Source organism: Isoptericola sp. NPDC057391 (assembly GCF_042668085.1).
Classification (GTDB): Bacteria; Actinomycetota; Actinomycetes; order Actinomycetales; family Cellulomonadaceae; genus Isoptericola.
Window position 1 is genome coordinate 1 of sequence record NZ_JBHVBO010000046.1, and the last position, 23,460, is coordinate 23,460.

The 23,460-nt window shown below is 75.8% G+C and carries 27 protein-coding genes; 12 read left to right on the forward strand and 15 right to left on the reverse strand.

Annotation, left to right across the window (positions count from 1 at the left end; genetic code table 11):
- Positions 1-12 precede the first annotated feature (12 nt).
- From ACFUVW_RS08525 to ACFUVW_RS08535, 3 genes are read right to left on the reverse strand one after another with little or no spacing between them, the layout of a single operon-like run.
- Positions 13-1,260 (reverse strand): acyltransferase family protein, encoded by a 1,248-nt coding sequence (locus ACFUVW_RS08525; protein WP_430570898.1) that lies wholly within the window; start codon positions 1,258-1,260, stop codon positions 13-15.
- Between the two features lie 43 nt (positions 1,261-1,303).
- Positions 1,304-1,951, reverse strand: coding sequence for a response regulator (locus ACFUVW_RS08530; protein WP_430570899.1), 648 nt, complete (start codon positions 1,949-1,951; stop codon positions 1,304-1,306).
- The gene (locus ACFUVW_RS08535) at positions 1,942-3,102 is read right to left on the reverse strand and encodes a sensor histidine kinase (RefSeq protein ID WP_430570900.1); all 1,161 of its coding nucleotides are present in this window, start codon (positions 3,100-3,102) and stop codon (positions 1,942-1,944) included. The genes ACFUVW_RS08530 and ACFUVW_RS08535 overlap by 10 nt, the downstream gene beginning before the upstream one ends.
- Positions 3,103-3,345: 243 nt before the next feature.
- On the opposite strand from ACFUVW_RS08535, the gene ACFUVW_RS08540 reads away from it, so the two are divergent.
- Both ACFUVW_RS08540 and ACFUVW_RS08545 read left to right on the forward strand, forming a co-directional pair.
- Complete coding sequence (locus ACFUVW_RS08540; RefSeq protein ID WP_430570901.1) at positions 3,346-3,948, forward strand: DedA family protein; 603 nt, start codon at positions 3,346-3,348, stop codon at positions 3,946-3,948.
- Between the two features lie 69 nt (positions 3,949-4,017).
- Positions 4,018-4,875, forward strand: coding sequence for an aldo/keto reductase (locus ACFUVW_RS08545; RefSeq protein WP_430570902.1), 858 nt, complete (start codon positions 4,018-4,020; stop codon positions 4,873-4,875).
- 22 nt (positions 4,876-4,897) lie between these two features.
- Here ACFUVW_RS08545 and ACFUVW_RS08550 read toward each other — a convergent pair whose 3' ends face one another.
- Positions 4,898-5,578: a TetR/AcrR family transcriptional regulator gene (locus tag ACFUVW_RS08550; RefSeq protein ID WP_430570903.1), complete on the reverse strand. Its 681-nt coding sequence runs from the start codon at positions 5,576-5,578 to the stop codon at positions 4,898-4,900.
- A gap of 60 nt (positions 5,579-5,638) precedes the next feature.
- Between ACFUVW_RS08550 and ACFUVW_RS08555 the strand changes: the two genes are divergently transcribed.
- Together ACFUVW_RS08555 and ACFUVW_RS08560 are read left to right on the forward strand one after the other, a co-directional pair.
- The gene (locus tag ACFUVW_RS08555; RefSeq protein WP_430570904.1) at positions 5,639-6,598 is read left to right on the forward strand and encodes an ATP-binding cassette domain-containing protein; all 960 of its coding nucleotides are present in this window, start codon (positions 5,639-5,641) and stop codon (positions 6,596-6,598) included.
- 58 nt (positions 6,599-6,656) lie between these two features.
- Entirely contained in the window at positions 6,657-7,418 is a 762-nt protein-coding gene (locus tag ACFUVW_RS08560) for an ABC transporter permease (protein WP_430570905.1), read from the forward strand.
- A 6-nt stretch (positions 7,419-7,424) separates the two neighbouring features.
- Here the strand turns inward: ACFUVW_RS08560 and ACFUVW_RS08565 are convergent, their stop codons facing one another.
- Positions 7,425-8,219, reverse strand: a complete 795-nt coding sequence (locus ACFUVW_RS08565) for a metallophosphoesterase family protein (RefSeq protein ID WP_430570906.1) — start codon at positions 8,217-8,219, stop codon at positions 7,425-7,427.
- Between the two features lie 116 nt (positions 8,220-8,335).
- On the opposite strand from ACFUVW_RS08565, the gene ACFUVW_RS08570 reads away from it, so the two are divergent.
- Positions 8,336-9,892 (forward strand): ATP-dependent DNA ligase, encoded by a 1,557-nt coding sequence (locus tag ACFUVW_RS08570; RefSeq protein WP_430570907.1) that lies wholly within the window; start codon positions 8,336-8,338, stop codon positions 9,890-9,892.
- A 13-nt stretch (positions 9,893-9,905) separates the two neighbouring features.
- Here ACFUVW_RS08570 and ACFUVW_RS08575 read toward each other — a convergent pair whose 3' ends face one another.
- Positions 9,906-10,811, reverse strand: coding sequence for a hypothetical protein (locus ACFUVW_RS08575; RefSeq protein WP_430570908.1), 906 nt, complete (start codon positions 10,809-10,811; stop codon positions 9,906-9,908).
- Between the two features lie 290 nt (positions 10,812-11,101).
- Here ACFUVW_RS08575 and ACFUVW_RS08580 point away from each other — a divergent pair, with 290 nt between their 5' ends.
- Positions 11,102-11,698 carry a biotin transporter BioY gene (locus ACFUVW_RS08580; protein WP_430570909.1) on the forward strand — a complete coding sequence of 199 codons (597 nt, stop codon included), beginning with the start codon at positions 11,102-11,104 and terminating at the stop codon, positions 11,696-11,698.
- A 30-nt stretch (positions 11,699-11,728) separates the two neighbouring features.
- On the opposite strand, the gene ACFUVW_RS08585 is transcribed toward ACFUVW_RS08580, so the two are convergent.
- Complete coding sequence (locus ACFUVW_RS08585) at positions 11,729-12,601, reverse strand: LysR substrate-binding domain-containing protein (RefSeq protein WP_430570910.1); 873 nt, start codon at positions 12,599-12,601, stop codon at positions 11,729-11,731.
- Between the two features lie 54 nt (positions 12,602-12,655).
- On the opposite strand from ACFUVW_RS08585, the gene ACFUVW_RS08590 reads away from it, so the two are divergent.
- Positions 12,656-13,063: a DUF5997 family protein gene (locus ACFUVW_RS08590; protein ID WP_430570911.1), complete on the forward strand. Its 408-nt coding sequence runs from the start codon at positions 12,656-12,658 to the stop codon at positions 13,061-13,063.
- A 30-nt stretch (positions 13,064-13,093) separates the two neighbouring features.
- Here ACFUVW_RS08590 and ACFUVW_RS08595 read toward each other — a convergent pair whose 3' ends face one another.
- From ACFUVW_RS08595 to ACFUVW_RS08605, 3 genes are all read right to left on the reverse strand, one after another.
- A complete protein-coding gene (locus ACFUVW_RS08595; protein WP_430570912.1) occupies positions 13,094-13,858 on the reverse strand; it encodes a glucose 1-dehydrogenase in 765 nt (254 codons plus the stop codon).
- Between the two features lie 160 nt (positions 13,859-14,018).
- Positions 14,019-14,360, reverse strand: a complete 342-nt coding sequence (locus tag ACFUVW_RS08600; RefSeq protein ID WP_430570913.1) for a SelT/SelW/SelH family protein — start codon at positions 14,358-14,360, stop codon at positions 14,019-14,021.
- Positions 14,361-14,380: 20 nt separating this feature from the next.
- Positions 14,381-14,788: a RidA family protein gene (locus tag ACFUVW_RS08605; RefSeq protein WP_430570914.1), complete on the reverse strand. Its 408-nt coding sequence runs from the start codon at positions 14,786-14,788 to the stop codon at positions 14,381-14,383.
- Between the two features lie 67 nt (positions 14,789-14,855).
- On the opposite strand from ACFUVW_RS08605, the gene ACFUVW_RS08610 reads away from it, so the two are divergent.
- Both ACFUVW_RS08610 and ACFUVW_RS08615 read left to right on the forward strand, forming a co-directional pair.
- Entirely contained in the window at positions 14,856-15,482 is a 627-nt protein-coding gene (locus ACFUVW_RS08610; protein WP_430570915.1) for a TetR/AcrR family transcriptional regulator, read from the forward strand.
- Positions 15,483-15,511: 29 nt separating this feature from the next.
- Positions 15,512-16,771, forward strand: coding sequence for a class I SAM-dependent methyltransferase (locus tag ACFUVW_RS08615; protein ID WP_430570916.1), 1,260 nt, complete (start codon positions 15,512-15,514; stop codon positions 16,769-16,771).
- A gap of 111 nt (positions 16,772-16,882) precedes the next feature.
- Here ACFUVW_RS08615 and ACFUVW_RS08620 read toward each other — a convergent pair whose 3' ends face one another.
- Positions 16,883-17,284, reverse strand: coding sequence for an FKBP-type peptidyl-prolyl cis-trans isomerase (locus ACFUVW_RS08620; RefSeq protein ID WP_380244482.1), 402 nt, complete (start codon positions 17,282-17,284; stop codon positions 16,883-16,885).
- An 81-nt stretch (positions 17,285-17,365) separates the two neighbouring features.
- Positions 17,366-18,271: a LysR family transcriptional regulator gene (locus ACFUVW_RS08625; protein WP_430570917.1), complete on the reverse strand. Its 906-nt coding sequence runs from the start codon at positions 18,269-18,271 to the stop codon at positions 17,366-17,368.
- A gap of 83 nt (positions 18,272-18,354) precedes the next feature.
- On the opposite strand from ACFUVW_RS08625, the gene ACFUVW_RS08630 reads away from it, so the two are divergent.
- Positions 18,355-19,326, forward strand: a complete 972-nt coding sequence (locus ACFUVW_RS08630; RefSeq protein WP_430570918.1) for a DMT family transporter — start codon at positions 18,355-18,357, stop codon at positions 19,324-19,326.
- An 82-nt stretch (positions 19,327-19,408) separates the two neighbouring features.
- Here ACFUVW_RS08630 and ACFUVW_RS08635 read toward each other — a convergent pair whose 3' ends face one another.
- From ACFUVW_RS08635 to ACFUVW_RS08645, 3 genes are all read right to left on the reverse strand, one after another.
- The gene (locus ACFUVW_RS08635; RefSeq protein ID WP_430570919.1) at positions 19,409-20,719 is read right to left on the reverse strand and encodes an RNA polymerase sigma factor; all 1,311 of its coding nucleotides are present in this window, start codon (positions 20,717-20,719) and stop codon (positions 19,409-19,411) included.
- Complete coding sequence (locus ACFUVW_RS08640) at positions 20,716-21,150, reverse strand: YciI family protein (protein WP_430570923.1); 435 nt, start codon at positions 21,148-21,150, stop codon at positions 20,716-20,718. The genes ACFUVW_RS08635 and ACFUVW_RS08640 overlap by 4 nt, the downstream gene beginning before the upstream one ends.
- Positions 21,151-21,326: 176 nt before the next feature.
- Positions 21,327-21,755 (reverse strand): YciI family protein, encoded by a 429-nt coding sequence (locus ACFUVW_RS08645; RefSeq protein WP_430570920.1) that lies wholly within the window; start codon positions 21,753-21,755, stop codon positions 21,327-21,329.
- A 147-nt stretch (positions 21,756-21,902) separates the two neighbouring features.
- On the opposite strand from ACFUVW_RS08645, the gene ACFUVW_RS08650 reads away from it, so the two are divergent.
- Together ACFUVW_RS08650 and ACFUVW_RS08655 are read left to right on the forward strand one after the other, a co-directional pair.
- The gene (locus tag ACFUVW_RS08650; protein WP_430570921.1) at positions 21,903-22,778 is read left to right on the forward strand and encodes an alpha/beta fold hydrolase; all 876 of its coding nucleotides are present in this window, start codon (positions 21,903-21,905) and stop codon (positions 22,776-22,778) included.
- Entirely contained in the window at positions 22,771-23,358 is a 588-nt protein-coding gene (locus tag ACFUVW_RS08655; protein ID WP_430570922.1) for a TetR/AcrR family transcriptional regulator, read from the forward strand. The genes ACFUVW_RS08650 and ACFUVW_RS08655 overlap by 8 nt, the downstream gene beginning before the upstream one ends.
- The last annotated feature ends 102 nt before the right edge of the window (positions 23,359-23,460 follow it).

Below are 23,460 nucleotides of genomic sequence, written 5' to 3' on the forward strand. Positions count from 1 at the left end.
GGCCGGCACCGGTCAGCCCCGCATCCCGAACGCCCACCGGGTGAGGCGCCAGCGCCGCACGCCCAGGTCGTAGACGACGAGCAGCACGGCCGCGGAGGCGACGACCACCACCGCCAGCTCGACGACGATCGGCGCCCGCCACGGCACCACCAGCGCGGCGACGCCCACGACCACCGGCTGGTGCAGCACGTACAGCGGCATGCCGGCGGCGAGCAGGTAGGCGTACACCTCGGTGCCCCGGCCGGTCGCCTCGCTCGTGCGGGACGACGCCCGCCGCAGCGCCCACCGGTCGAGACCGCCGAGGATCGCGACCACGAACAGCCAGCCCGCCGCGCCGAACAGCACCCGGAACGTGACTCCCGTCGCGTCCATGGCGGTGAACGCGTCGGAGGCCGCCGCGTCCGCGGCCAGGAACGCGACGAGGCCGCCGGTGAAGAGCACGCCGCCCGTCACCGCCGCGAGCGCGGCGTCCCGCCGCAGCGCGACCCGGAGCCGCTCGTCCCCTCCCAGGACGACCCCACCGAGGAAGAACCCGAGGTACGCCCAGCGGGGCCACCCCGCGTACTCCTGCTCCAGCCCCGGCACGCACAGCGCCGCCGTCGCCGTTGCCGGCAGGAGCACGGCGCCGCGGCGGCCTGCGGCACGGCCCACCCGGTCGAGGCCGCCCGGCGCGACGACCCGCGGCGCCACCCGCGCCAGCACGGCGGCCGCGAGCGCCAGCAGCAGCGACCACGCGAGCAGCAGCACGACGAACCACAGGTGCCCCGACTCGAAGTGCTCCCCCTGCACGACGAACGGCGCCTCGGCGGGCTCCAGCCGCACGTCGAAGAACCGCCGGTACAGCTCGGCGTACGACAGGTCGGAGCCCTCCCGGGTGCGCTCGCGCACCCACACCGGGAACGGCAGCAGCAGCACGGTGGCCACCAGCAGCGGCACGCCGAGCCTGAGCAGCCGCTCGCGCACGAACCCGCCGGGCGAGCGCCGGGACAGCGACCGCCGCGCCGCCCAGCCGGAGACGGCGAACAGCGCCGGCATCGCCCAGACGACGGCGAGGCCCGCGAGGATGGTCGTGACCTCGGTGGTGGTCTCGTTCTTCACGTAGAAGTCGGGGTCGCTCGCGTCGAACACGAGCGCCGCGTGGAACAGCACGAGCCCGAGCACGACGGCGAGGCGCAGCGCGTCGAGCTCCGGACGCCGGGCGGTCAGCGCGGCGGGGCCGTCGACGGCGTCGCCGGGCACCGCACCGTCCGGGGGCCGCACTCCCCGATCGTCGCACCCGCTGCACCGGCGGTCGAGGCGCGCGTCAGTCCTGGAGGTACTGCAGCACCGCGAGCACGCGGCGGCTGTATCCGTCGGCGGCGTCGAGCCCGAGCTTGGTGAAGATGGCGTTGCCGTGCTTCTCGACCGCCGAGAGCGACAGGTGCAGCGCCGAGGCGATCCCGGCGTTCGTGCGTCCCTCCGCCATGAGGCCGAGCACGTCCCGCTCGCGCGGGGTCAGCCGGGCCAGCGGGTCCGTCCGCCGCGAGTCGGCGAACAGCTGGCGGACCACCTCGGGGTCGACGACGAAGTCGCCGCGTGCCACCCGGTGCAGGGCGTCCAGCAGCTCCGCGACCCGCATGACGCGGTCCTTGAGCAGGTACCCGACCCCCGCTCCGCCGCCGGTCACCAGCTCGCGCGCGGAGCCGCTCTCCACGTACTGCGACAGCACGAGCACCGCCACCGCGGGCCAGCGGCGCCGGATCTCGAGGGCGGCCCGGATGCCCTCGTCGGTGTGCGTGGGCGGCATGCGCACGTCGACGACGACGACGTCAGGCGGGGTGCGCGCGGCCAGCATCGCCAGGAGCTCCGCGCCGTCGCCGACGGCGGCGTCCACCGTGACGCCCTCGTCGGTCAGCAGCGCCCGGAGCCCCTCGCGCAGCAGCGCCGAGTCCTCCGCGATCGTCACGCGCACGGCAGCACCGCCCGCACGGCCGTCGGCCCGCCGGCCGGGCTGCGCACGTCGAGGGTGCCGCCCAGCGAGCCGGCGCGCGCGGCGAGCCCGGCGAGGCCGCGGCCCGTGCCGGACCCGGCGCCGCCGACGCCGTCGTCCTCGACCGTCACGACCACCGCCCCGTCGGAGGGCGCGACGACGACGTCCACGCGGGAGGCCCGCGCGTGCTTCCCCACGTTGGTGAGCGCCTCGGCGACGACGTAGTACACGCATGCCTCGACGGACGGCGGCACCCGGCCCGGCACGCGGTAGTCGAGGGTGGCCGGCGGCGTGGACCGGGCGGTCAGCCGCCGGAGCACGGGGCGCAGGCCCTGGGTGTCGAGGGCGGTCGGGTGCACGCTCCACGCCACGTCGCGCACCGCCGTCAGCAGGCGGGCGGTCTCGTCGGCCGCCTGCGCGAGCAGGGCGTCGCGGGCGGCGTCGTCGGTGGCCCGGCGGCTGCGGTCGACGAGCATCCCCAGCGCGACCACGTGCTGCTGGGCGCCGTCGTGCAGGTCACGCTCCACCCGGCGGCGCTCCGCCTCGACCGCCGCGACGATCCCGGCGCGAGACGCGACCAGGGACTCGATGCGGGACACCAGCTCGGCGGGGTCCTCGTGCCCCAGGTAGCGCGCGGCGGCAGCCCGCTCGAGCGCCGCGGTGCCCACCAGCCCCATCACGGCGAGGTAGAGCAGCAGGACGCCGGGCACCGCCGCAGACAGGATCGTGAGCCCGGTCGTGGGCTCGCCCTCCTCGTTGGTCAGCGCCTGGACGCGCAGGTCGAACGCCCACGACGCGATCATCAGCGCCGCGGCCAGCACACCGTAGGCGAGCAGCAGGAGGACGCCCAGGCCCGTGAGCCCGACCACGAGACGTACCGCCAGGTACCTCGCGCGCCGGTCGGTCGCCGTGGGGGCGCCGGCGGGGCGGCCCAGCCAGCGCTCGAGCCGTCGAGCGTGCACCGCCACCGCTGCCGTCAGCACGCGGTCACGCCGCTCCCGCGCGCCCGGCACGAGCCCGCCCGCGACGGACCAGACGCCCGCCGCGGCCAGGGCGGCGACGTCGAACGGGACGAGGCACGCCCCGAGCACGACCCCGTACGTCGCGCGGGAGACGGAGGAGGGGATGGCCACCCGGCAACCCTAGCCACGCGGCCCCGGCACGGTACTGCGGCAAACCGCACCCCTGACCTGCGGTTCCCCGCCCCGAACCGTGCGCGAAGCCGCGCCGCGGAGGCGCCGGCGCCGTTCGTAGCGTCGACGGCATGAGCACAGCACTCCTTGCGACGGCCGCCACGGCGACCACCCTCACCACGACCACGACGGCGGACGACCCCGGGGATCGTCTCCCGCCTCACCGACTGGGCGGTGGGCCTCATGGAGGTTCTCGGTGCACCGGGCGCGGGCCTCGCCGTCGCCCTCGAGAACCTCTTTCCGCCCATCCCCAGCGAGGTGATCCTGCCGCTCGCCGGGTTCACGGCGAGCCAGGGCACGCTCGGGCTGCTCCCCGTGATCCTGTGGACCACCGCGGGGTCCGTCGTCGGCGCGCTCGCTCTCTACCTCGTCGGCGCGGCGATCGGCCGGGACCGGCTGCGGCGCGTCGTCGACCGTGTGCCCCTGGTCCGGCTCGAGGACCTCGACACCGCGGAGGCATGGTTCGCCCGGCACGGCGCGCGCGCCGTCCTGCTCGGCCGGCTGATCCCCATCGTGCGGAGCCTGATCTCCGTGCCCGCCGGCGTGGAGCGGATGCAGCTGGGCCGGTTCGTGACGCTCACGGCGGTCGGCAGCCTCGTGTGGAACACCGTCCTCGTGCTGGTCGGGTACCTGCTGGGCGAGCAGTGGCACGCCGTGGAGGACGTCATGGGCCGCTACCAGTCGGTCGTGATCGTGCTGGCCTGCGTCGCGCTCGCCTGGTATGTCGTGCACGCGGTGGTCGCCCGGCGCGCCGTGGTCGGTCGGCGGCACGCGCGCTCGCGGTGACGGGAGGGTTCAGGCGAACACCCGCGCCCGGTCGCGCCGCACGCCGAGGTGCGGGTGTGCAATGGACGCATGAGCGAGCAGCGCACCACGCCCGACGTCCCCACCCGCGCCGCCGCCGACGGCACTGCGATCCCCGCCGTCGGCTTCGGCACCTACAAGCTCAAGGGCTCCGGCGGCGCCGACGCGATCGCCCGCGCCATCGACGCCGGCTACCGGCTGATCGACTCCGCGTTCAGCTACGAGAACGAGGGCACCGTCGGCCGCGCCGTCCGTGCGGCGTCGGTGCCGCGCGAGGAGCTGCTGATCACGTCGAAGCTGCCCGGCCGCCGTCAGGCCTACGACGACGCCGTCGCCACGGTCGAGGAGTCGGTGTACCGCAGCGGGCTCGACCACCTCGACCTGTACCTCATCCACTGGCCCAACCCACGGATCGGGAAGTACGTCGAGGCGTACCAGGCGCTGGTCGACTGCCGCGAGCGGGGCCTGATCCGGCACGTCGGCGTCTCGAACTTCCTGCCCGAGCACCTCGACGCGGTCATCGAGGCCACCGGCGTGACCCCGGTCGTGAACCAGGTCGAGCTGCACCCCTACTTCCCGCAGGCCGCCCAGCGCGCCGCCGACGCCGAGCGCGGCATCGTCACCGAGGCATGGAGCCCGCTGGGCCGCGCGAGCGACATGCTCGAGGACCCGGTGATCGCGGAGGTCGCCGCGGCCCACGGCGTCTCGCCCGTGCGCGCCATCCTGCGCTGGCACGTGCAGCTCGGCGTCGTGCCGATCCCCAAGGCGTCCAGCCCCCGGCGGCAGGCCGACAACCTCGACGTGTTCTCGTTCGAGCTCACGGACGACGAGATGGCCCGCATCACCGGGCTCGGCCGCCCCGACGGTCGCACCGCCGACCAGGACCCGGCGGTCTACGAGGAGCTCTGAGCCCCCAAGGTCGGACCCACCCTCACGCGTGGTGCAGGGCGTGGGGCTCCGCGTCGACGTCGTGCCCCATGGCCTCGCGGTACAGGGCCGGGTAGTCGGCGGCGACGCCCTGCAGCAGCGTCTCGACGACGGACTCGATCTCGGCGGGGGCCGTCGTCGCGTGCCCGAAGAGGGCCCGGTAGTGCACGAACGACCCGAGCAGGTCGACGGCGAGGTCGAGGTCCAGGTCGGCGCGCAGGTCGCCGCGGTCGCGTGCCCCCGACAGCGTGCGGCGCACCGCCTCCCGGGGCGGGTCGAAGAGGCGCGCCATGAACTCGGCGCGGAGGTCGGGGTCGTCCGCCGTGTCCGCGAGGAGGGGCGCGAGCACGCCGGGCGGGAGCTGCTCGAACGCCGCGACGAAGAGGCCGAGGCACTCGGCGAGGTCGCACATCGTGCACGAGGTGTCGGGGGGCGACACGCGGCCGATCCGGCGCTCCAGCGCCGCGAGCGCCAGGCGCTGCCGCGTGGGCCAGCGCCGGTAGAGCGCCGGCTTCGAGGTGCCCGCACGCCGCGCCACGTCGCCGAGGGAGAGCCGGGCGTAGCCGACGTCGTCGAGCGCGGCGAGGGTCTCGGCGAGCACGGCGTCGTCGATCCCCGTGTCGCGCGGCCGCCCGACGCGCGCGGACGGCTCGGGCGGACCGGGCTCGGAGAAGACCGTTGACATGCCCTCACCCTACAGTTTAATTTCGTTACGCCACGTAATGGAACGACGAGGGGACCGACGATGATCCGCACCCGCAGCCTGACCCGCACGTTCCGCACCGACCACGGCACGGTCGAGGCCGTCCGCGGGATCGACCTGGACGTCGCCGAGGGCGAGGCAGTCGCCCTGCTCGGCCCCAACGGCGCCGGTAAGAGCACCACCCTGCGCATGCTCACCACGCTGCTCCCCCTCACCCGCGGCACCGCGACGGTGGCGGGGCACGACGTCGCGCGCGACCCGGTCGCGGTCCGGCGCCGCATCGGCTCCATCGGGCAGGGCAACGGCTCCTTCGACGGGCTGCGCGTCCTCGAGGAGCTCACCGCCCAGGCGCGTCTCTACGGCCTGCCGCGGCGCGCGGCGCGCCGCCGCGGCGAGGAGCTGGTCGCGGAGCTGGAGCTCACCGGGCTCGCGGACCGGGACGTCGCCACCCTCTCCGGCGGCCAGCGGCGCCGCCTCGACCTCGCGATGGGGCTCGTCCACCGCCCGCCGGTGGTGTTCCTCGACGAGCCGTCGTCCGGGCTCGACCCGCACAGCCGGGCGCACCTGTGGGCCCACGTCGCGCGCATGCAGGCCGAGCAGGGCACCACCGTGGTGCTCACCACGCACTACCTGGACGAGGCGGACACGGCGGCCGACCGGGTCGTCGTCGTCGACCACGGCGAGATCATCGCCGACGGGACGCCGGACCAGCTCAAGGGGAAGGTCTCCGGGGACCTCGTGACCGTGGAGCTCGCCGACGCCGCGGACGCGCCGACCGCCTCCGGCGTCGCGGCCCGCCTGCCGGGCGCCCAGGACGTCGAGCCCGCCGGGGACGTCGTGCGCTTCCGGGTAGCCGGCGGGGACACGGTGACGCCCCAGGTCGTGCGTGCCATGGACGCCGCGGGGGTCCGGCTGCGCGGCACCCGCGTGCAGCGCCCCACCCTCGACGACGTCTTCCTCACCCTCACCGGCCGCAGCCTGCGTGACGGCGCCGCCGCCTGAGCCGCCTGCCCCTCGCCCTGCACCCACGACGCGATCCCGACCACACCCGGAGGACGACATGACCGCCCTGAGCGACACCGCCACCCTCTTCGACCGCGACGTCCGCGCCAAGCTGCGCACCCCCTGGCCGTACGTGGAGTCCCTCGCCGACCCGCTGCTGCTCCTGCTGCTCTTCGCCCCGCTGGCGGGCGCGGTGGGCGCGGCGCCCGACGGCGCGTCCGGGAGCACCATGCAGTGGTTCGTGCCCGGGATGCTCGTGATCATGACGTTCAGCACGTCGGCGTTCATCGGCTCCGGGATCCAGGAGGAGCGGGCGGCGGGCTCCCTGGAGCGCCTGCTCGTGACCCCCACGCACCGCAGCGCCATCCTCACCGGACGGGTGCTGCGGGTCGTGGTGACCGTGCTCGTTCAGGCGCTGGTCATCGTCGCGGTGACGGCGCCGATGGGGCTCCGGGTGCCGGTGGTGGGCGCGCTCCTGGCCGCCGTCGAGCTCGCCGCGCTGGCCGCCGGGCTCGCGCTCCTGTCGCTGGCCGCGGGCGTCGGCCTGCGCAACGCGTACGCCTTCTGGGGTGTCGTGACGCTCACCTACACGCCGCTGATCGTCACGTCGGGGGCGCTGCTGCCCGTACAGCTCGCCCCGGACTGGCTCTACGCCCTGTCCCGGATCAACCCGATGGCCCACACGGTCGACGCCCAGCGCGCGCTGTTCGCCGGCGAGCTCGCCGACCCGAGCATCGCCCTCGGCCTGGCGGTCTCCCTCGGCATGGCAGCGCTCGGTCTCGTCCTCGGCGTCCGGGCGATGGGCCGGCTGCGCGCCTGACCGGCCTCACCCGCGGGCCGGGCGCCCGTCGCGGGGGCCGAAGACGCGCAGCGCGTCGGCGTCGCTCGCCGCCGACCGCAGGTATTCGTCGGCCCACGCCCTCGCGTCGGGGTACGCCGACCCGGCGGCCACCGCGGCCACCGCGGCGTCCACGTCGACGGCGGTGTGCCGCAGCTCGACCTGGCCGTCGCGCAACAGCGCCCACGACCCGCCGGCACGGCCGTACGGCATCCCGACGCTGCCCGGGTTCACGACGAGGCGGCGGTCCACCAGCCGCACGAACGGCATGTGCGTGTGCCCGCACAGCACCGTCGTGACGTCGTCGTCGAGCCCGGCCAGCACCTCGGCCCACCGCTCGAGCGAGGAGTCGACGAGCACGACCTCCTCGTCGTCGCGCGGCGTCCCGTGGCACGCCACCACCCGGCCGAAGCCGCGCACGCGCAGCACGACGGGGTGCGGCAGCCCGGCCAGGAGCTCGACGTCCGCGGCCCGCAGCCGGGTGGCCGCCCACGGCACGACCGGGCCGGGCACGGCTCCCCCGCCGTCGCGGGCGTGCGCGACGAGCTCGCGGTCGGCGTTGCCGCGCACCAGCACGGCCCGGTCGCCCAGGGCGCGCAGCCGGTCGAGCACCTCCACCGGCTGCGGGCCGGCGGCGTGGTCGCCGGTGACGACGACGGCGTCCGCCGCGCGCACGTCCGGCTCGTCGAGCACCGCCTCGAGGACGGGCAGCACGCCGTGCACGTCCGAGAGCACCGCGACCGTGCCCAGCTCTCCCGTCGTCGTGTCCATACCGTCACGCATGCCGTCACGCTCCCAGCCCGACGGCGCGGGCGCACGCGGTTCCGCCGACAGCAGCAGGCCGGTGGCGGGCACGACGGCGCCGCGACAGCGTCGGGGGCGGGTGCGACGATCGACGGGTGCTGCTCACCGAGCTGGTCACCACGCACGCCGCCGTCGCCGCGACGCGCTCGCGGCTGCGCAAGCGGGAGCTGCTCGCGGACGCGCTGCGCGCCGCGGAGCCGGGCGACGAGGTGGAGGTCGTCGCGGCGTTCCTGTCGGGGCGGCCGCGGCAGCGCCGCACCGGGCTCGGCTGGCGCACCCTCGGCAGCCTCCCGACCCCTGCGGACGAGCCGTCCCTGACGCCGGCCGACGTCGACGACGCCCTCGGCCGTCTCGAACGCCTCGCGGGCGCGGGCTCGCAGGCCGCCCGCCGGTCCGCCGTCGACGGCCTGTTCGGGCGCGCGACCTCCGACGAGCAGGACTTCGTGCGGCGCCTCGTGCTGGGCGAGCTGCGCCAGGGCGCGCTCGACTCGCTGCTGCTCGACGCGATCGCCGCGGCGGCCGACGTGCCGCTCCCGGTCGTGCGTCGTGCCGCCATGTTCAGCGCGCTCACCGGGCCGATCGCGCGGGCGGCGCTCGACGGCGGCGCGCCGGCGCTGGAGGCGTTCCGCCTCGAGCCCGGCCGCCCCGTGCGGCCCATGCTGGCGGCGTCGGCGCCCGACGTCGCCGCCGCCCTGGAGCGGTTCGAGGGCGCCGCCGTCGCCGCCGACACCAAGCTCGACGGCATCCGCGTGCAGGTGCACCGCCGCGGCGACGACGTCGTGGTGTTCACCCGCTCGCTCGACGACGTCACCGAACGGCTGCCCGAGGTGGTGGCCGTCGCGCGCTCCCTCGACGTGCGCACGGTGGTGCTCGACGGCGAGGCGATCGCCCTCGACGACGCCGGCCGCCCCCGCCCCTTCCAGGAGACCGCCGCCCGCACCGGCAGCCACGACGCCGAGGCGGGCAGCGCCACCGTGCCGCTCAGCGTGCGGTTCTTCGACGTGCTGCACCACGACGGCGCCGACCTCATCGACGCGCCCGCGGCCGAGCGCCTCGAGGTGCTGGACCGCGTGCTCCCTCCCGAGGTCGTCGTGCCGCGGCTCGTCTCCGCCGACGTCGCGGAGGTCGAGCGGTTCTTCGCCGACACCGTCGCCGCCGGGCAGGAGGGCCTGGTGCTCAAGGCCCTCGACGCGCCCTACGCCGCCGGCCGCCGCGGCGCCGGCTGGGTCAAGGTCAAGCCCCGGCACACGCTCGACCTCGTGGTGCTCGCCGTCGAGTGGGGCTCCGGGCGCCGCCAGGGCTGGCTGTCCAACATCCACCTCGGCGCGCGCGACCCCGACACCGGCGGCTTCGTCATGCTCGGCAAGACGTTCAAGGGCATGACCGACCAGATGCTCGCCTGGCAGACCGAGCGGTTCACGGAGCTGGCGACGTCGCCCGCCGACGGGTCGTCGTACGTCGTGCAGGTGCGGCCCGAGCAGGTGGTCGAGATCGCGTTCGACGGCGTGCAGCGCTCCACCCGCTACCCCGGCGGGATGGCCCTGCGGTTCGCACGCGTGGTGCGCTATCGCGACGACAAGGCCGCCGCCGAGGCGGACACGGTCGACACCGTGCGCACCCTGGCGGCGGCCTCCGGGTCCTCGACCGGCTGAGCCGGCGCGGTCGTCAGCTCGCGCGCCGCTGGCGGGTCCAGATCAGCACGCCGACACCCGCGCCCAGGAGCGCGACGGCGGCCATGACGATGCCGAGCAGCTGCGCGCCCGTGACCGGGAGCGACTGCGGGGCGGCCGCGGCCTCGAGGTCCGCGCTCACGCGGCCGGAGCTGCCGCCCACGGTCTGCGTGCGGGCCTCGGCGGCCTCAGGCTCGACGTCCACGTAGTCCGCGCCGCCCGCGCCCGGCGTCTCGTCGCCGGACGGACCCTCCTCGGCGACGACGGCCGGCGCGGTTTCCGACGCCGCGGGGACCGGCTCCGCGGGCGGCGCCTCCGTGGTGGGCTCCGGGGTCGGCGACTCCTCGGCGGGGGCCGTCGTCTCCTCCGCCGGGGTGGGGGTCGGCGCGGGGGCCTTCGTCGGGGGCGTCGTCGCCGCCGCGGGGGTCGGGCTCGGGGACGGCTCCGGGGCGTCCACGTACTCGACGGCGTAGTGGCTGATCGCCCGGCACTTGCCGCCGGTCGGGTACGCGATCGTGACCTCCGCGACGGGCTCGTCGAGCTCGACGATCTTGGGGCCGTCGCCCCGCCTGGCCGACCCGGCCTTCACGCAGTACGCGGAGATCAGCTCGCCCTCGGGCGCCTCCAGCGTGATCGTCCGCTCCTCGCCGTCGACGTCCGTCTTCGGCTCGTCCATGTCCGGGCAGACGTCGTCGTCCCAGGACCGCGTGTCGTCGGGCCACGAGAAGCGCTCGCCGTCGGCCCAGCCCGAGCCGCCGTCCCAGGAGGAGCCGGTGCGCGAATCGCCGCTCCCGCCCCAGTCGCCCCGGTCTCCGTGCCCCGCGGGCAGCGCGGCGGCCGGGCCGGCAGCGAGGCCGACGACGAGCAGGAGCGAGGCTCCGAGAACGGCGGGTGTGCGCACGAGCACTCCAAGGGGCAGGCGGGATCGACCGCATCAGCAGGTGGTGCGGCCTCCGGCCGCGCCGGAATGCTAGCGAGACCGACCTTCCGGCGGAAGGGTGAAATATCGGGACGACTCGCCCGCGCCCGCGCGGCGCGCAAGGCAGCGACGCCCACAACGAATCGCCCCGAAGCCAGGAGGGTTCCCACCCCTGTGCCGCGTTATGGGGGCCGCTAGCGTCGACGGTCGGCGCTGTCGTGCGGGGACCGCACGGCCCGCCGTCGTCGATCACCCGCCGAGAGGAAGTCCCCGTGACCACCATCGCCACGCCCGCCGTCCTGCTCGCCGACAGGGTGCTCCCGCGCAGCCTCGCCACCGATGTCGGCCTCGTGATCGGGGGCGCCGCGCTCACGGCGCTCCTCGCCCAGGTCACCGTGCCGCTGCCGCTGGTCCCGATCACCGGGCAGACGATGGCGGTGCTCCTCGTCGGCGCGACCCTCGGCGCCACCCGCGGGGCCGCGTCGATGAGCCTCTACGCGCTGCTGGGGATGATCGGGCTGCCCGTCTTCTCCGACGCGAGCGGCGGGATGTCCGTGGTGCTGGGGACCACCGGCGGGTACATCGTCGGCTTCGTCGCCGCCGCCGCGCTGGTCGGCCGGCTCGCCGAGCGGCGCTGGGAGCGCACGTTCCTCAAGGGCCTGGTGACGTTCCTGGCCGGCACGGCGGTGACCTTCGCGGTGGGCCTGCCGTGGCTCGCCGTCGTCGCGGGGCTCGACCTGCAGGCGACGATCGCCCACGGGCTCGCGCCGTTCGTGCTGCCGGGGATCCTCAAGGCGGCGGTGGTCGCCGGGCTGCTGCCCGCGGCGTGGAAGGGTGCGGAGCGGCTCGCCGCCCGACGGGAGGGCTGAGCGACCGCCCACGCCGCGCGGCCGGCGTCCTCAGCGGCCGCCGCGCCGGCGGCCCTTGCGCGGCGACGACGCCCGCGGGCCCCCGCCCCGCCGGGCCGCGCCGCGCTGGCCGGCGCCACGGCCCTGGCCGGGGGCACCGCCCCCGCCCCGCCCGGCCTGCCCCCGCGCCGGCTTCGTGGCCTCCGCGGGCCTCGCGTCCGACCGCCCGGCCGCGGCGCGGCCCCGGGAGCTGTTCGCGGTGCGGCCGCGCACGATGCCGATCATCTCCTCCACCAGCTCGCGGATGTCGTCGGGCAGCCCCTCCACGAGCCACGCCAGGCCGACCGGCGCCCCGGGCCCGCCGTCGAGCACCCGGTAGGTGACGTCCTTGCGGTGGTGCAGCCTCGCCAGCGACATGGGCACCACCGTGACGCCGACCCCCGTCGCCACCAGCGCGATGGCGTCGGCCGCGGTGTCGGGCCGGAGGTCCGCGTCAGGGTCCGGGGACGTCGGCGCCAGGCCGGGCACGGGCCCGCCGTCGGCGAACAGCACGTCGTCCTTGGCCAGCCAGACGACGTCGTCGGCGAGGTCGTCGGCGGTGACGACCTCGTCCTCCGTGGTCGCCGCGAGCAGGTGGTCGCGGGAGACGGCGACCACCGGCAGCTCGGTGTACAGCGGGATGGCGTGCAGCACGTCGCCGTCCACCGGGAGGCGCAGGAGCGCCGCGTCCACCCGCCGCTCGGCGAGCGCGGGGGGCGCGTCCGCGGCGTCGACCTGGACCAGGTCGAGCCGGACGTCCGGGAGCCGGTCGCGCCACGTGCGTGCCCAGCGGCCCGGCGTCGCGCCGGGCACGTAGCCGAGCCGGAACGTGGGGCGGCCGTCGTCCACCGTGTCGTCGAGGGCCTCGCCCGGCTGGTCGGTCACGGCACCAGGCTACGTGGGCGCGCCGCGCCGCCCGCCGCGACTACCCTGGTGCCCATGGCCGGAACCCCCTTCTCCCAGCAGGTCCTCAAGCCGACGAACGCGGCGAAGAAGCTCGGGGTGTACCTGCCCGCGACCCCGCCCGAGTTCCAGGAGCACGGCATCACGCGCGCCGAGCTCGAGGAGCTCGAGAAGAACCCGCCCCAGTGGCTCGACGAGTTGCGCCGCCACGGGCCGCACCCGCGTCCCGTCGTCGCCGGTCGCCTCGGCATCTCCATCGCCGGTCTCGCGCGCGGCGGCATCACCGAGCCGCTGACCACCGAGCAGATCAACGAGCTGCGCGACGAGCCGCCCGCGTGGCTCCTCGCCGAGCGCGAGACCGCCGCGAAGGTGCGCGAGGAGGAGGACCGGGTCAAGGCCAAGGCGGCCGAGCAGGCCGAGCGCCAGGCCCGCCGCTCGCGCTGACGGGCCCCGCGCCCCGGCCACGGGCCGGGACTACTGACCCATGACGTACTTGACCGTCGGGCCGGCGGTCCAGCCGCCGTCGACGGCGAGCTCCGCGCCCGTCATGTACGACGCGGCGTCCGAGAGCAGGAACACCACGGCCGACGCGATCTCCGGCGCCTCGCCCACGCGGCCCATGGGGGTGTTGGGGTAGTTGCCGTCGCCCCGCTGGATGCCGACCTCGGCCGTCATCGGGGTGTAGGTCATGCCCGGGTGCACCGAGTTGACGCGGATCTTCTCCGTGCCGAGCTCGACCGCCGCGACCTTGGTGAGGCCGCGCACGCCCCACTTGGACGCGCCGTAGCCGGCGGTGAGCGCCAGCCCCATGAGGCCCGCGGCGGACGAGATGTTGACGATCGAGCCCTGCCCGCGCTCGCGCATGGCCGGCACCACGGCCTGCAGCCCCAGGAAGACGCCGGTGAGGTTGATCTCGAGCACCCGGCGGAAGTGGTCGACCGGCTCGTCGACGATGGGCGCACCGGTGGAGACGCCCGCGTTGTTCACCAGCCCGTCCACGCCGCCGAAGCGCTCGGTCGCGGCGCGGACCACGTCCGCCCAGCCCTCGGCGGACGTGACGTCGTGCCGCACGAAGATCGCGTGGTCGCCGAGCTCCGCGGCGGTCGCGTTCCCCTCGTCCTCCAGCACGTCGGTGACGACGGCGTTCCCGCCGGCGGCGACGACCTGGCGGGCCGCCTCGGCCCCGAGCCCCCGCGCGCCTCCGGTGATGACGACGGTGCGTCCGTCCAGCTGTCCCATGACTCCTCCTCCCGCGCCGTCCGTGGCGTGGGCGGCGTCGACTCGGGTTCGCCGGGACCGTCGGTCCCCGTCACGACCCGTCTCGTCACGATACGCCTTGCTGGCACACCGTGTCAGCAAGGCGGGTGGTACGTCGGTCTCGTGGCGCGGGAGGGCGGGCCTACGGCGTCGCGCCGGCGGCGCGGTCGGTGTGGCCCAGCGAGAGCTCGGGCGCGACGGCGTCGCGGATCGCCGTCTTGAGCGGCGGGATCTCCGGGAAGCCGCCCTCGGCGGCGCGGTCCCACAGCAGCACCGCGGGGCGGCCGTCGCCGGGGTCGAGCTCCACGCGGAAGACACCGCCGGTGCCCGGCACCAGCGCGACCTCGGCCAGCCGCGTGCGGAACGTCTGCAGGAGCTCCTGCGCCACCCACGCCGCCCGCATCAGCCAGCGGCACTGCGTGCAGTAGGTGATCGAGACCCGCGCGGACGAGGTCGGCTCCGGCGCGGCGCTGTCGGCGTTCATGGCGCCAGGGTAGGGCGCGCTCAGGGCAGGACGGCGACCGCCTCGACCTCGACCAGCAGGTCGGGCTCGCCCAGCGCCGCCACCCCGAGCAGAGTGATCGGGCGGACCAGGTCGAAGCCGAGCCGCTCGGCGGCCCGGACGGCGCCGGCTCCGAGCTCGGCCATCTTGCCGGGCTCCCAGTCCACGACGTAGACCGTGAGCTTCGCGACGTCCGCGAACGTCCCGCCCGCCGCCGTGACCGCCGCGTGCACGTTGGCGTACGCCTGCTCGGCCTGCGCCGCCAGGTCTCCGGGCCCCACCGGGCGCCCCTCGGCGTCGCGCGCCACCTGGCCCGAGACGAAGACGAGCCGCGACCCCTCGGCGACGGCGACCTGGGCGTAGACGTCGGGCTGCGGCAGGGCGGGCGGGTCGAGCAGCTGGACGCTCACGGGGGCTCCTCGGGTGGCGGCGGCGTGCGGGCCCCGCCATTCCATAGCAGCGCTATAGAATGCGCAAGTGGTCCGCCCTGCCCGTCCCGAGGTCCGCACGCAGATCGTCGAGCGTGCCGGTGCCCTGCTCGCCCGCCGCGAGCCGGTCACGCTGCGCTCGGTGGTGGCGGGCACGGGCGTCTCGACCATGGCCGTCTACACCCACTTCGGCGGCATGCCGGGGCTGCTCGGCGCCGTGCGCCAGGAGGGCTTCGCCCGGCTGGCCACCCGTCTCGCGACGCTCGCCACCACCGACGACCCGGTCGCCGACGCGGCCGCCGCCGGGGCCGCGTACGCCGCGACCGCCCGCCGCAGCCCCGAGCTGTACACGCTGATGTTCGACGGCACCCTCCCCCTGCCCGATCCGGCCGCGGCGGACGCGACCCTCGCGCACCTGGTCACCGCGATCCGGCGCGCCGTCGAGGGCGGACGCCTCGGGGCCGACGTCGACCCCGCCGCGCTGGCGCACGAGCTGTGGATGCTCGGGCACGGCGCCTGCATGCTGCTGGCCACCGGCGTCCTGACGTTCGAGCAGGTCGAACCGACCGTGACCTCCGGGCTCGCGCACCTGTACCGCGCGGCGGGCGACGACGCGGCCCGCGCACGCCGGTCCGTGCGACAGGGCTGGGCGCGCGGGCTCACCGGCAGCGCGTGACGCCGGCGGGAGTCGGGGAGACTGGTCGCGTGCACCACGCCTCCGAGCCCGACTCCCCCGCCCCCTCCGCTCCCCGCGACACCGACGCGCGGCTCGCCGCCGTCCTCGGTGCGCTGGTGCCGTGGCCCGAGGACGGGTCCCGCGCCGACGGCCCCGTCGCCGTCGACGCCACCGACCGGCTCCTCCTCGACGAGGCCGCGCCGCTGCTCGCCACGGCCGGGCCGGGCGACGTCGTCGTCATCGGCGACCGGTTCGGCGCGCTCACGCTCGGCGCCGTGACGCTGGGCGCCCCCGACGTGCGGTCGTGCACGGACACCGTCACGGCCGAGGCGGCGCTGGACCGGAACATGGACCGCGACGGGCTCCTCGACGTCGTGCGCGGGGACCGGCCGACCGTGCGGATCACCGTCCGCGACCGCGTCGACGGGCACCTGCTGGGCGGCGCGCGCCTGGTGCTCCTGCAGCTGCCGGGCTCGCTGGCCGAGCTCACGGAGGTCGCGGAGCTGGTCGCGAGGCACGCCTCCCCCGACGTCGTCCTGCTGGCCGGCGGGCGGGTCAAGCACATGACGCGAGCGATGAACGAGGTGCTGGCCGCGTCGTTCGCCGACGTGCGCGCCACCCTGGCGCGGCAGAAGTCCCGCGCGCTGGTGGCGACGGGCGTCCGGGTGGAGCGCCGGGACGCGCCGCTCACCTACCCGGCGACCGCACGGCTGACGGACGCCGAGCTCGTCACGGCGGCCGGCACGCCGCACGTCGACGTCGTCGCGCACGGCGGGGTGTTCGCGGGCACGACGCTGGACCTCGGCACGCGCTTCCTGCTCACGACGGCGGAGAAGTGGCCGGGCGCCGACCGCGTGCACGACGCCGTCGACCTGGGCAGCGGCAGCGGCCTGCTCGCCACCGTCCTCGCACTCCGGTACCCCGAGGCCCGCGTGGTCGGCACGGACCGCTCCGCCGCCGCCGTCGCGTCGACCCGGGCGACGGCGGAGGCGAACGGCGTCGACGGGCGCGTCGTCGCGCTGCGCGGGGACGCGGGCGAGCACCTGGAGCCCGCCGGCGCGGACCTCATCCTGCTCAACCCGCCGTTCCACGACCGCACGGCCGTGCGCACCGACGCCGCCCACCGCATGTTCCGCGCGGCCGGGCGCGCGCTGCGCCAGGGCGGCGAGCTGTGGTGCGTCTTCAACACGGCGCTGCACTACCGGCAGGCGCTGACCCGCGCCGTCGGGCCCACCGTGCACGTCGCGCAGAACCCGAAGTTCACGGTCACGCGGTCCCGCCGCCGCTGAAGCACGGCGAGGTAGTTCAGAAAGCCGCGAGGTAGTTCCCTGGGTCGAGGCCCGCACGACCTGACCGCTGGGGAACTACCTCGCGGCCTTCTGAACTACCTCGCCGAAGGGTCAGCGCACGCCGACGACGTCGACGACGAAGACGAGCGTGGCGCCGCCGGGGATGCCGGCCTGCGGCACGCCGCGCTGGCCGTAGCCGTGCTCGGACGGGATGGACAGCAGCACGCGGTCGCCCACGTTGCGGCCGACCAGGCCCTTGTCCCAGCCGCCGATGACCGCGCCGACGCCGATGGGGAAGTCGATGGTCTGGCCGCGGTCGTAGGAGTTGTCGAACACGCCGCCGCCCCAGGTCTGGCCCAGGTAGTTCACGACGATGGTGCGGCCGGCGTCGACCACCGGGCCGGTGCCCTCCTCGAGCACCTGCACCTGCAGGCCGGCGGGGGCGTCGCCCTCGGGGAAGGTGATCTCGGGCTTGTCGCCGAAGCCGCCGGTGGCGGTGGGGAGCGTGGTCACAGGGGTACCTCGTCTTCGTCGTCGTGCAGAGTCGGGGTGCAGCGACGCCGGCCACCTGCCGGCGGGGCTGCGCCGTCCAGCCTACGCGGCGGACGGCACCGGGCACCCGGCGACGTCGCGCAGCGCCGCGAGCGCGGCCTGCACCGGCGGGGTGTCGGCGACGGCGTCCTGCACCAGGGCATAGATGGACCGCACCGGCACGGGCCGCACCACGGGCACGGCCACCGTCCCGGCCGCGGGCCGCGCGGAGCCGAGCGCGGGCAGCACGGTGATGCCGATACCGGCGGCGACGAACGCGAGGGCGGTCGGGTAGTCGTGGGCCTCGACCGCGAACGCGGGGCTGAAGCCCGCGGCCCGGCACGCCTCGAGCAGGTTGCGGCGGCACCAGCCGCGCGCGAAGTCGTTGTCGATCCACCGGTCCCCGACCAGCTCGGCGAGCTCGATCTCGTCCCGTCCCGCCAAGGGGTGGTCCTGCCGGACGACGGCGACGTAGGGGTCGTCGAGCAGGTGGTGGGCGGTCGTGCCGGCGGCGGGCCGGAAGTCGGGCTGCGCGACGGCGAGCTGCAGGTCGGCGCGCTTCGACGGGTCGGTGGGGATCTCCTCGGTGAGCTCGAGGTCGAGCCGCACGCCGGGGAACCCGGTGCTGAGCGCGCTGACGACGGCCGGCAGCCACGCCGCACCGACGGAGGCGAAGTAGGCGACCGAGAGGCTGCCGGAGCGACCGGAACGCAGGTCCGCGACGAACGTCTCCACCTCGCCCAGGCGGGCGAGCAGGCCGTCGGCCTGCGCGGCGAGCGCCTGACCCGCCGCGGTGGGTCGGACGCCGCGGCCGTGGCGCGCGAGCAGCTGCAGCCCGGTCTCGCGCTGCAGCGCGGCGACGTGCTGGCTCACCGCGGACGGCGTGTACCCGAGGTTGGCGGCCGCCGCGGCGACCGAGCCGCTGGCGACGACGGAGCGGAAGACGCGAAGGCGGTGGACGTCGAGCATGGTCGTGACACTACAGCGAGACTGAAGCATTCGGTAGATATCTGAACTGGTGCTCACGGGACGGGTCGGCGACGATCGATCCCATGACCGAGACCACCGCGCGCACCGCGCCGACCGCACCGACCACGCCTCCGGGGAGCCCCGCCCGCCGCGCCGGCGCCCTCACGGCGGCCGCCATGGCCGTCACCGTGGTCCTGTGGGCGTCCGCGTTCGTCGGCGTGCGCGCCGTCGGCCACGACCTCGACGCCGGCGCGCTCACCCTCGGGCGGATCGCCGTCGGCTCGGTGGCGCTGACCGCGATCCTGCTCGTGGCCCGCGTGCGCCGCCGCACGCCCGTGCGCCTCCCCCGCGGCCGGGTGCTGCTGCTCGTGCTCGCCTGGGGCGTCGCGTGGTTCGGCGCGTACAACCTCACCCTCAACGCCGCCGAGCGGCACCTCGACGCCGGCACCACCGCGCTGCTGGTCAACATCGCGCCGATGCTCGTCGCCGTCCTCGCGGGGGTCCTGCTGCGCGAGGGCTTCCCGCGGCGCCTGCTCGCGGGCATCGCCGTCGCGTTCACCGGCGTCGTCGTCATCGCCGTCGCGACCACGACGGGCCGGTTCGACGTCGTCGGCGTGGCGCTCGGCCTCGCCTCCGCCGTCCTGTACGCGGGCGCCGCCACGCTGCAGAAGCGGCTCCTGCCTCACGCCGACGCGCTCACCATGACCTGGCTCGGCTGCCTCGCCGGCACGGTCGCGGCGCTGCCGTTCCTGCCCGCGCTCGTCTCGCAGGCGGCCGCCGCGCCGACGTCGTCGCTGCTCGGCGTCGTCTACCTGGGGGTGTTCCCGACCGCGATCGCCTTCACCACCTGGGGATACACCCTCGCCCGCGTCAGCGCCGGGCGCGCCGCGGCGTCCACGTACGCCGTCCCGCCGCTCGTCGTGCTCATGTCCTGGGCGCTGCTCGACGAGGTGCCCGCTCCCGTCGTCCTGCTCGGCGGGGTGCTGGCCCTGGCCGGCGTCGCCGTCGCGACCCTCCCCCGCCGACCTGTCAGGGCCAGGACCACGCAATCGTGAGCGAGGCCCTGACAACTCACGGCGCCGCGAGTTGTCAGGGCCAGGAACAGGTTCTCGTGCACGTGGCCCTGACAGCTCGGGGTCAGAGGGCGGCGGCCTTCGCCTCCAGCACGCCGCGCTCGCGGGCGTTGCCGCACAGGCGGGCGGCGAGCTCGAGCTCCGCGCGCGCCTCGTCGTTCCGCCCGAGGCGGGCGAGCAGCTCGCCGCGCACGGAGGGCAGCAGGTACGACCCGGACAGCACCTCGCGCGCGACGAGGTCGTCGACGACGGCGAGCCCGGCGGCCGGGCCGGACGCCATCGCCACCGCGACCGCGCCGTTGAGCTCGACGACGGGCGACGGCGCCACGCGGTGCAGGGCCTCGTAGAGCACGACGATGCGCTCCCAGTCCGTCCCCGCCACCGACGGCGCGACGTCGTGCTGCTCCGCGATGGCGGCCTGCAGCCCGTACGGCCCCAGCCCGCGCCCGACGGCGACGGCCCGGGCGAGGGCGTCCCGCCCGCGCCGGATCGCGGACCGGTCCCAGCGGCGCCGGTCCTGGTCCTCCAGGAGCACGGGCTCGCCGTCCGGCCCGGTGCGCGCCGGGAACCGCGCCGCGGTGAGCTCGAGCAGCGCGAGCAGCCCGAACGTCTCCGGCTCGGGCGCGAGGCGGGTCAGCACGCGCGCGAGGCGGACGGCCTCGTACGCGAGGTCCGGGCGCATCCAGTCGTCGCCGCCCGACGCCGTCGACCCCTCCGAGAAGATGAGGTAGACGACGTTCAGCACGGAGCCGAGCCGCTCCGCGCGGTCCTCGGCGGCCGGCACCTCGAACGGCACGCGGGCCGCGGTCAGCGTCTTCTTCGCCCGCGTGATGCGCGCCTGCACCGTGGGCACGGGCACGAGGAAGGCCCGCGCGATCTCCTCGCTGCTGAGGCCGGCCACCACGCGCAGGGTCAGCGCAACCCTCGCCTCCTTCGACAGCACGGGGTGGCAGGCCACGAACAGCAGCGCGAGGCGGTCGTCCTCGATCTTGTCCGGGTCCCACAGCAGGTCGTCGTGCGGCTCGGGGACGGAGCCCGGCCCGCCCGTGACGGCGCCGCCCTCGTCGAGGTCGCGGGCCAGCGCCGCGTAGCGCTCGTCCCGACCGGAGCGGCGCCGGAAGGCGTCGATCGCACGACGCCGCCCGGTCGCGAGCAGCCACGCCACCGGGTCGCGTGGGACGCCGTCGCGCGGCCAGGCGACCAGCGCCTCCGCCAGCGCCTCCGACGCGACGTCCTCCGCGAGCGCGAAGTCGTTCGTGTACCGGGCGAGCGCACCGACGATGCGGCTGGACTCGATGCGCCAGACCGCCTCGACGACGCGCCGGGAGGCCGCGCCGTCGTCGGCGCGGCCTCCCTCGGGGGCGTCCGGGGTCACGCCTGCTGGGCCCGCTGGGCCTGCTCCTCGCGCCACCCCTCCTCCTTCTGCACCCACTCGTTGTCCTGCGGGAAGTCCTCGGGCCCGTTGACGCGACGCACCTCGAGCTTGGTGCCGGGCCCGCTCAGCGGGGCGCGCTTGGCCCACTCGATCGCCTCCTCCTTGGAGGCCACGTCGACGATCCAGAAGCCGTTGAACAGCTCCTTGGTCTCGCCGTAGGGGCCGTCGGTGACGACGGGCGTGTCGGCGGAGAAGTCGACGACGGCGCCCTCGGACGCGTCGGAGAGCCCCTCGCCCGCGGCGAGCACCCCGGCGTTCATCATCGACTCGTTGTAGCGGCCCATGTCCTCGATGACCTTGGCGAAGTCCATCTCCTCGTAGGCAGCCTGGCCCTCGTCGGTCCCGCGCATGATCAGCATGTACTTGGCCATCGTGCTCACTCCTCGTCTCGTCCCGGTCGTCCGGGTGTCGTGCTGCGGATGTCGTGCTGGAAGGTCGTGCTGGAAGGTCGTGCTGGAAGGTCGTGCTGGAAGGTCGTGCTGGAAGGTCGTGCTGGAAGGTCGTGCTGCGAACGTCGTGCGGTGGGTGTCGCGCTGCGTGTCCCCGGTCAGAGCTGACCGGTGCGCTCGCGCCAGGCGCGCTCCTTGCGCACCCACTCGTTGTCCTGGGGGAACTCGTCGATCGAGGGGATGCGGCGGATCTCCGCCTTCATGCCCGGGCCCGCGAGCGGCGCCTTCTTGGCCCAGGCCACGGCGTCGTCGACCGACTCGACGTCGAGGATCCAGTACCCGTTGAAGAGCTCCTTGGTCTCGCCGTACGGGCCGTCGGTGGCGACCGGCTCGTCGCCCGAGTAGTCGACGACGACCCCCTTCTCGGCCTCCTCGAGCCCCTCGGCGGCGACCAGGACGCCCGCGTCGATCATCGCCTCGTTGAAGCGGCCCATGGTGGCGAGCATCTCGTCGAAGTCGAGCCCCGACTCGGCGAACGCCTGCTGCGCCTCGTCGCTGGCCCGCATGATCAGCATGTACCTGGCCATCGTCCTGCTCCCGTCGTGATCGCGGTCACCCTCGTGGTGACCTTCTCATCCCCAGGTCGAACGGGGAACCGCAGGATCGACACCATCCGCGAAGTTTTTTCGAGAAGCCTCTTGCGAGGCATGGCTAATGGTCTTAGCTTTAGGGCTATGGACACGACGCGGACGCCCCAGCCCCGGTACCTCGCCCGCCCCGAGGGGCGGCTCGCCTACACCGACGCGGGCAGCGGCCCGCTCGTCGTCGCCGTCCCCGGGATGGGCGACCTCCGCTCCACCTACGACGACGTCGTCCCCGCGCTCGTCGCCGCCGGCCACCGGGTCGTCGTCGCCGACCTGCGCGGCCACGGCGACTCCGACACCACCTTCCGCACGCACGGCGACGTCGCGACCGGCACCGACCTCGTCGCGCTCGTCGAGCACCTCGACGCCGGGCCCGCCGTGCTGATGGGCAGCTCCATGGGCGGGTCGGCCGCCGTGTGGGCCGCGGCCGAGCGGCCGGAGCTCGTGCGCGGGCTGGTGCTGCTCGCCCCGCACCTGCGCGAGACCGCCTCCCCCGCCCAACAGCGCCTCAACCGCGCCCTGTACCGCACACTGTTCGCCCGTCCGTGGGGCGCCGCGGCCTGGGCCCGGCTCTACACCTCGATGTTCGCCAAGGGCCGCAAGGGGGCCCGGCACATGGAGCACGTCGCGCGGATCCGCCGCAGCATGTCCGACGCCGCGCACCTGCGCTCGTTCCGCGACCTGGCCTTCTCCCTCGACCACTCGGTGATCGAACCGCTCGTCGAGAAGGTGCAGGCGCCGTCGCTCGTCGTCGTCGGCGAGCTCGACCCCGACTACAAGGACGCCGGCGCCGAGCTCGCCCGGATGGGCGGCGCGCTCAGCAGCGAGACGCTCCTCGTGCCCGGCGTCGGCCACTACCCGCAGCACCAGGCGCCCGAGGTCGTGACCCCGGCCGTCCTCGACCTCCTCGCCGGTCTGCCCGCCGCCCGCGGGACCGGCGCCGACGAGCGGGGCGCCCGTGCCTAGGGCGGGCCTGTCGCGGGACGCCGTCGTCCGGATCGCGCTGGAGCAGGTGGACGCCGGCGGGCCCACCGGGCTCGCCGACCTCACGCTGGCCAAGGTCGCCGCCTCCGCCGGCGTCGCCACGCCCAGCCTGTACAAGCACGTGGGCTCGCTGGCGGCGCTGCGCCGGGAGGTCGCGCTGGTCGCGCTCGACGAGCTCACGACGGCGAGCGCGGCGGCGACCGTCGGCCGCACCGGCCCCGACGCCCTGCGCGCCCTCGCCCACGCGTGGCGCGGGTACGCCCTCGCGCACCCGGGCCGGTACGCCGCCGTCCAGCTCGCCCCCGACCCCGACGCCCCCGAGGACGCCGAGCACCGCGCCTCCGCCGCGCGCGTCGTCGCGCTGGCCGGGGCGGTGCTGCGCGGGTTCGGCCTCCCCACCGACCGCACGGTCGACGCGGTGCGCGTCGTGCGCGCGGGGGTGCACGGCTTCGTCGCGCTCGAGCTCGGCGGCGGCTTCCGGCTGCCCGAGGACCTCGACCGCAGCTTCGACGCCCTGGTCGACACGCTCGTGGCCGGCGTCACCGCCCTCGGCCGCCCGTGACCACCGGCGAGTTGTCAGGCTCAGGACCGGGTATACCCCGCTGTGGCTCTGACAACTCGCGGCGCGGTCCCGGGCACGACGACGGCCGGTCACCCCGCGGGG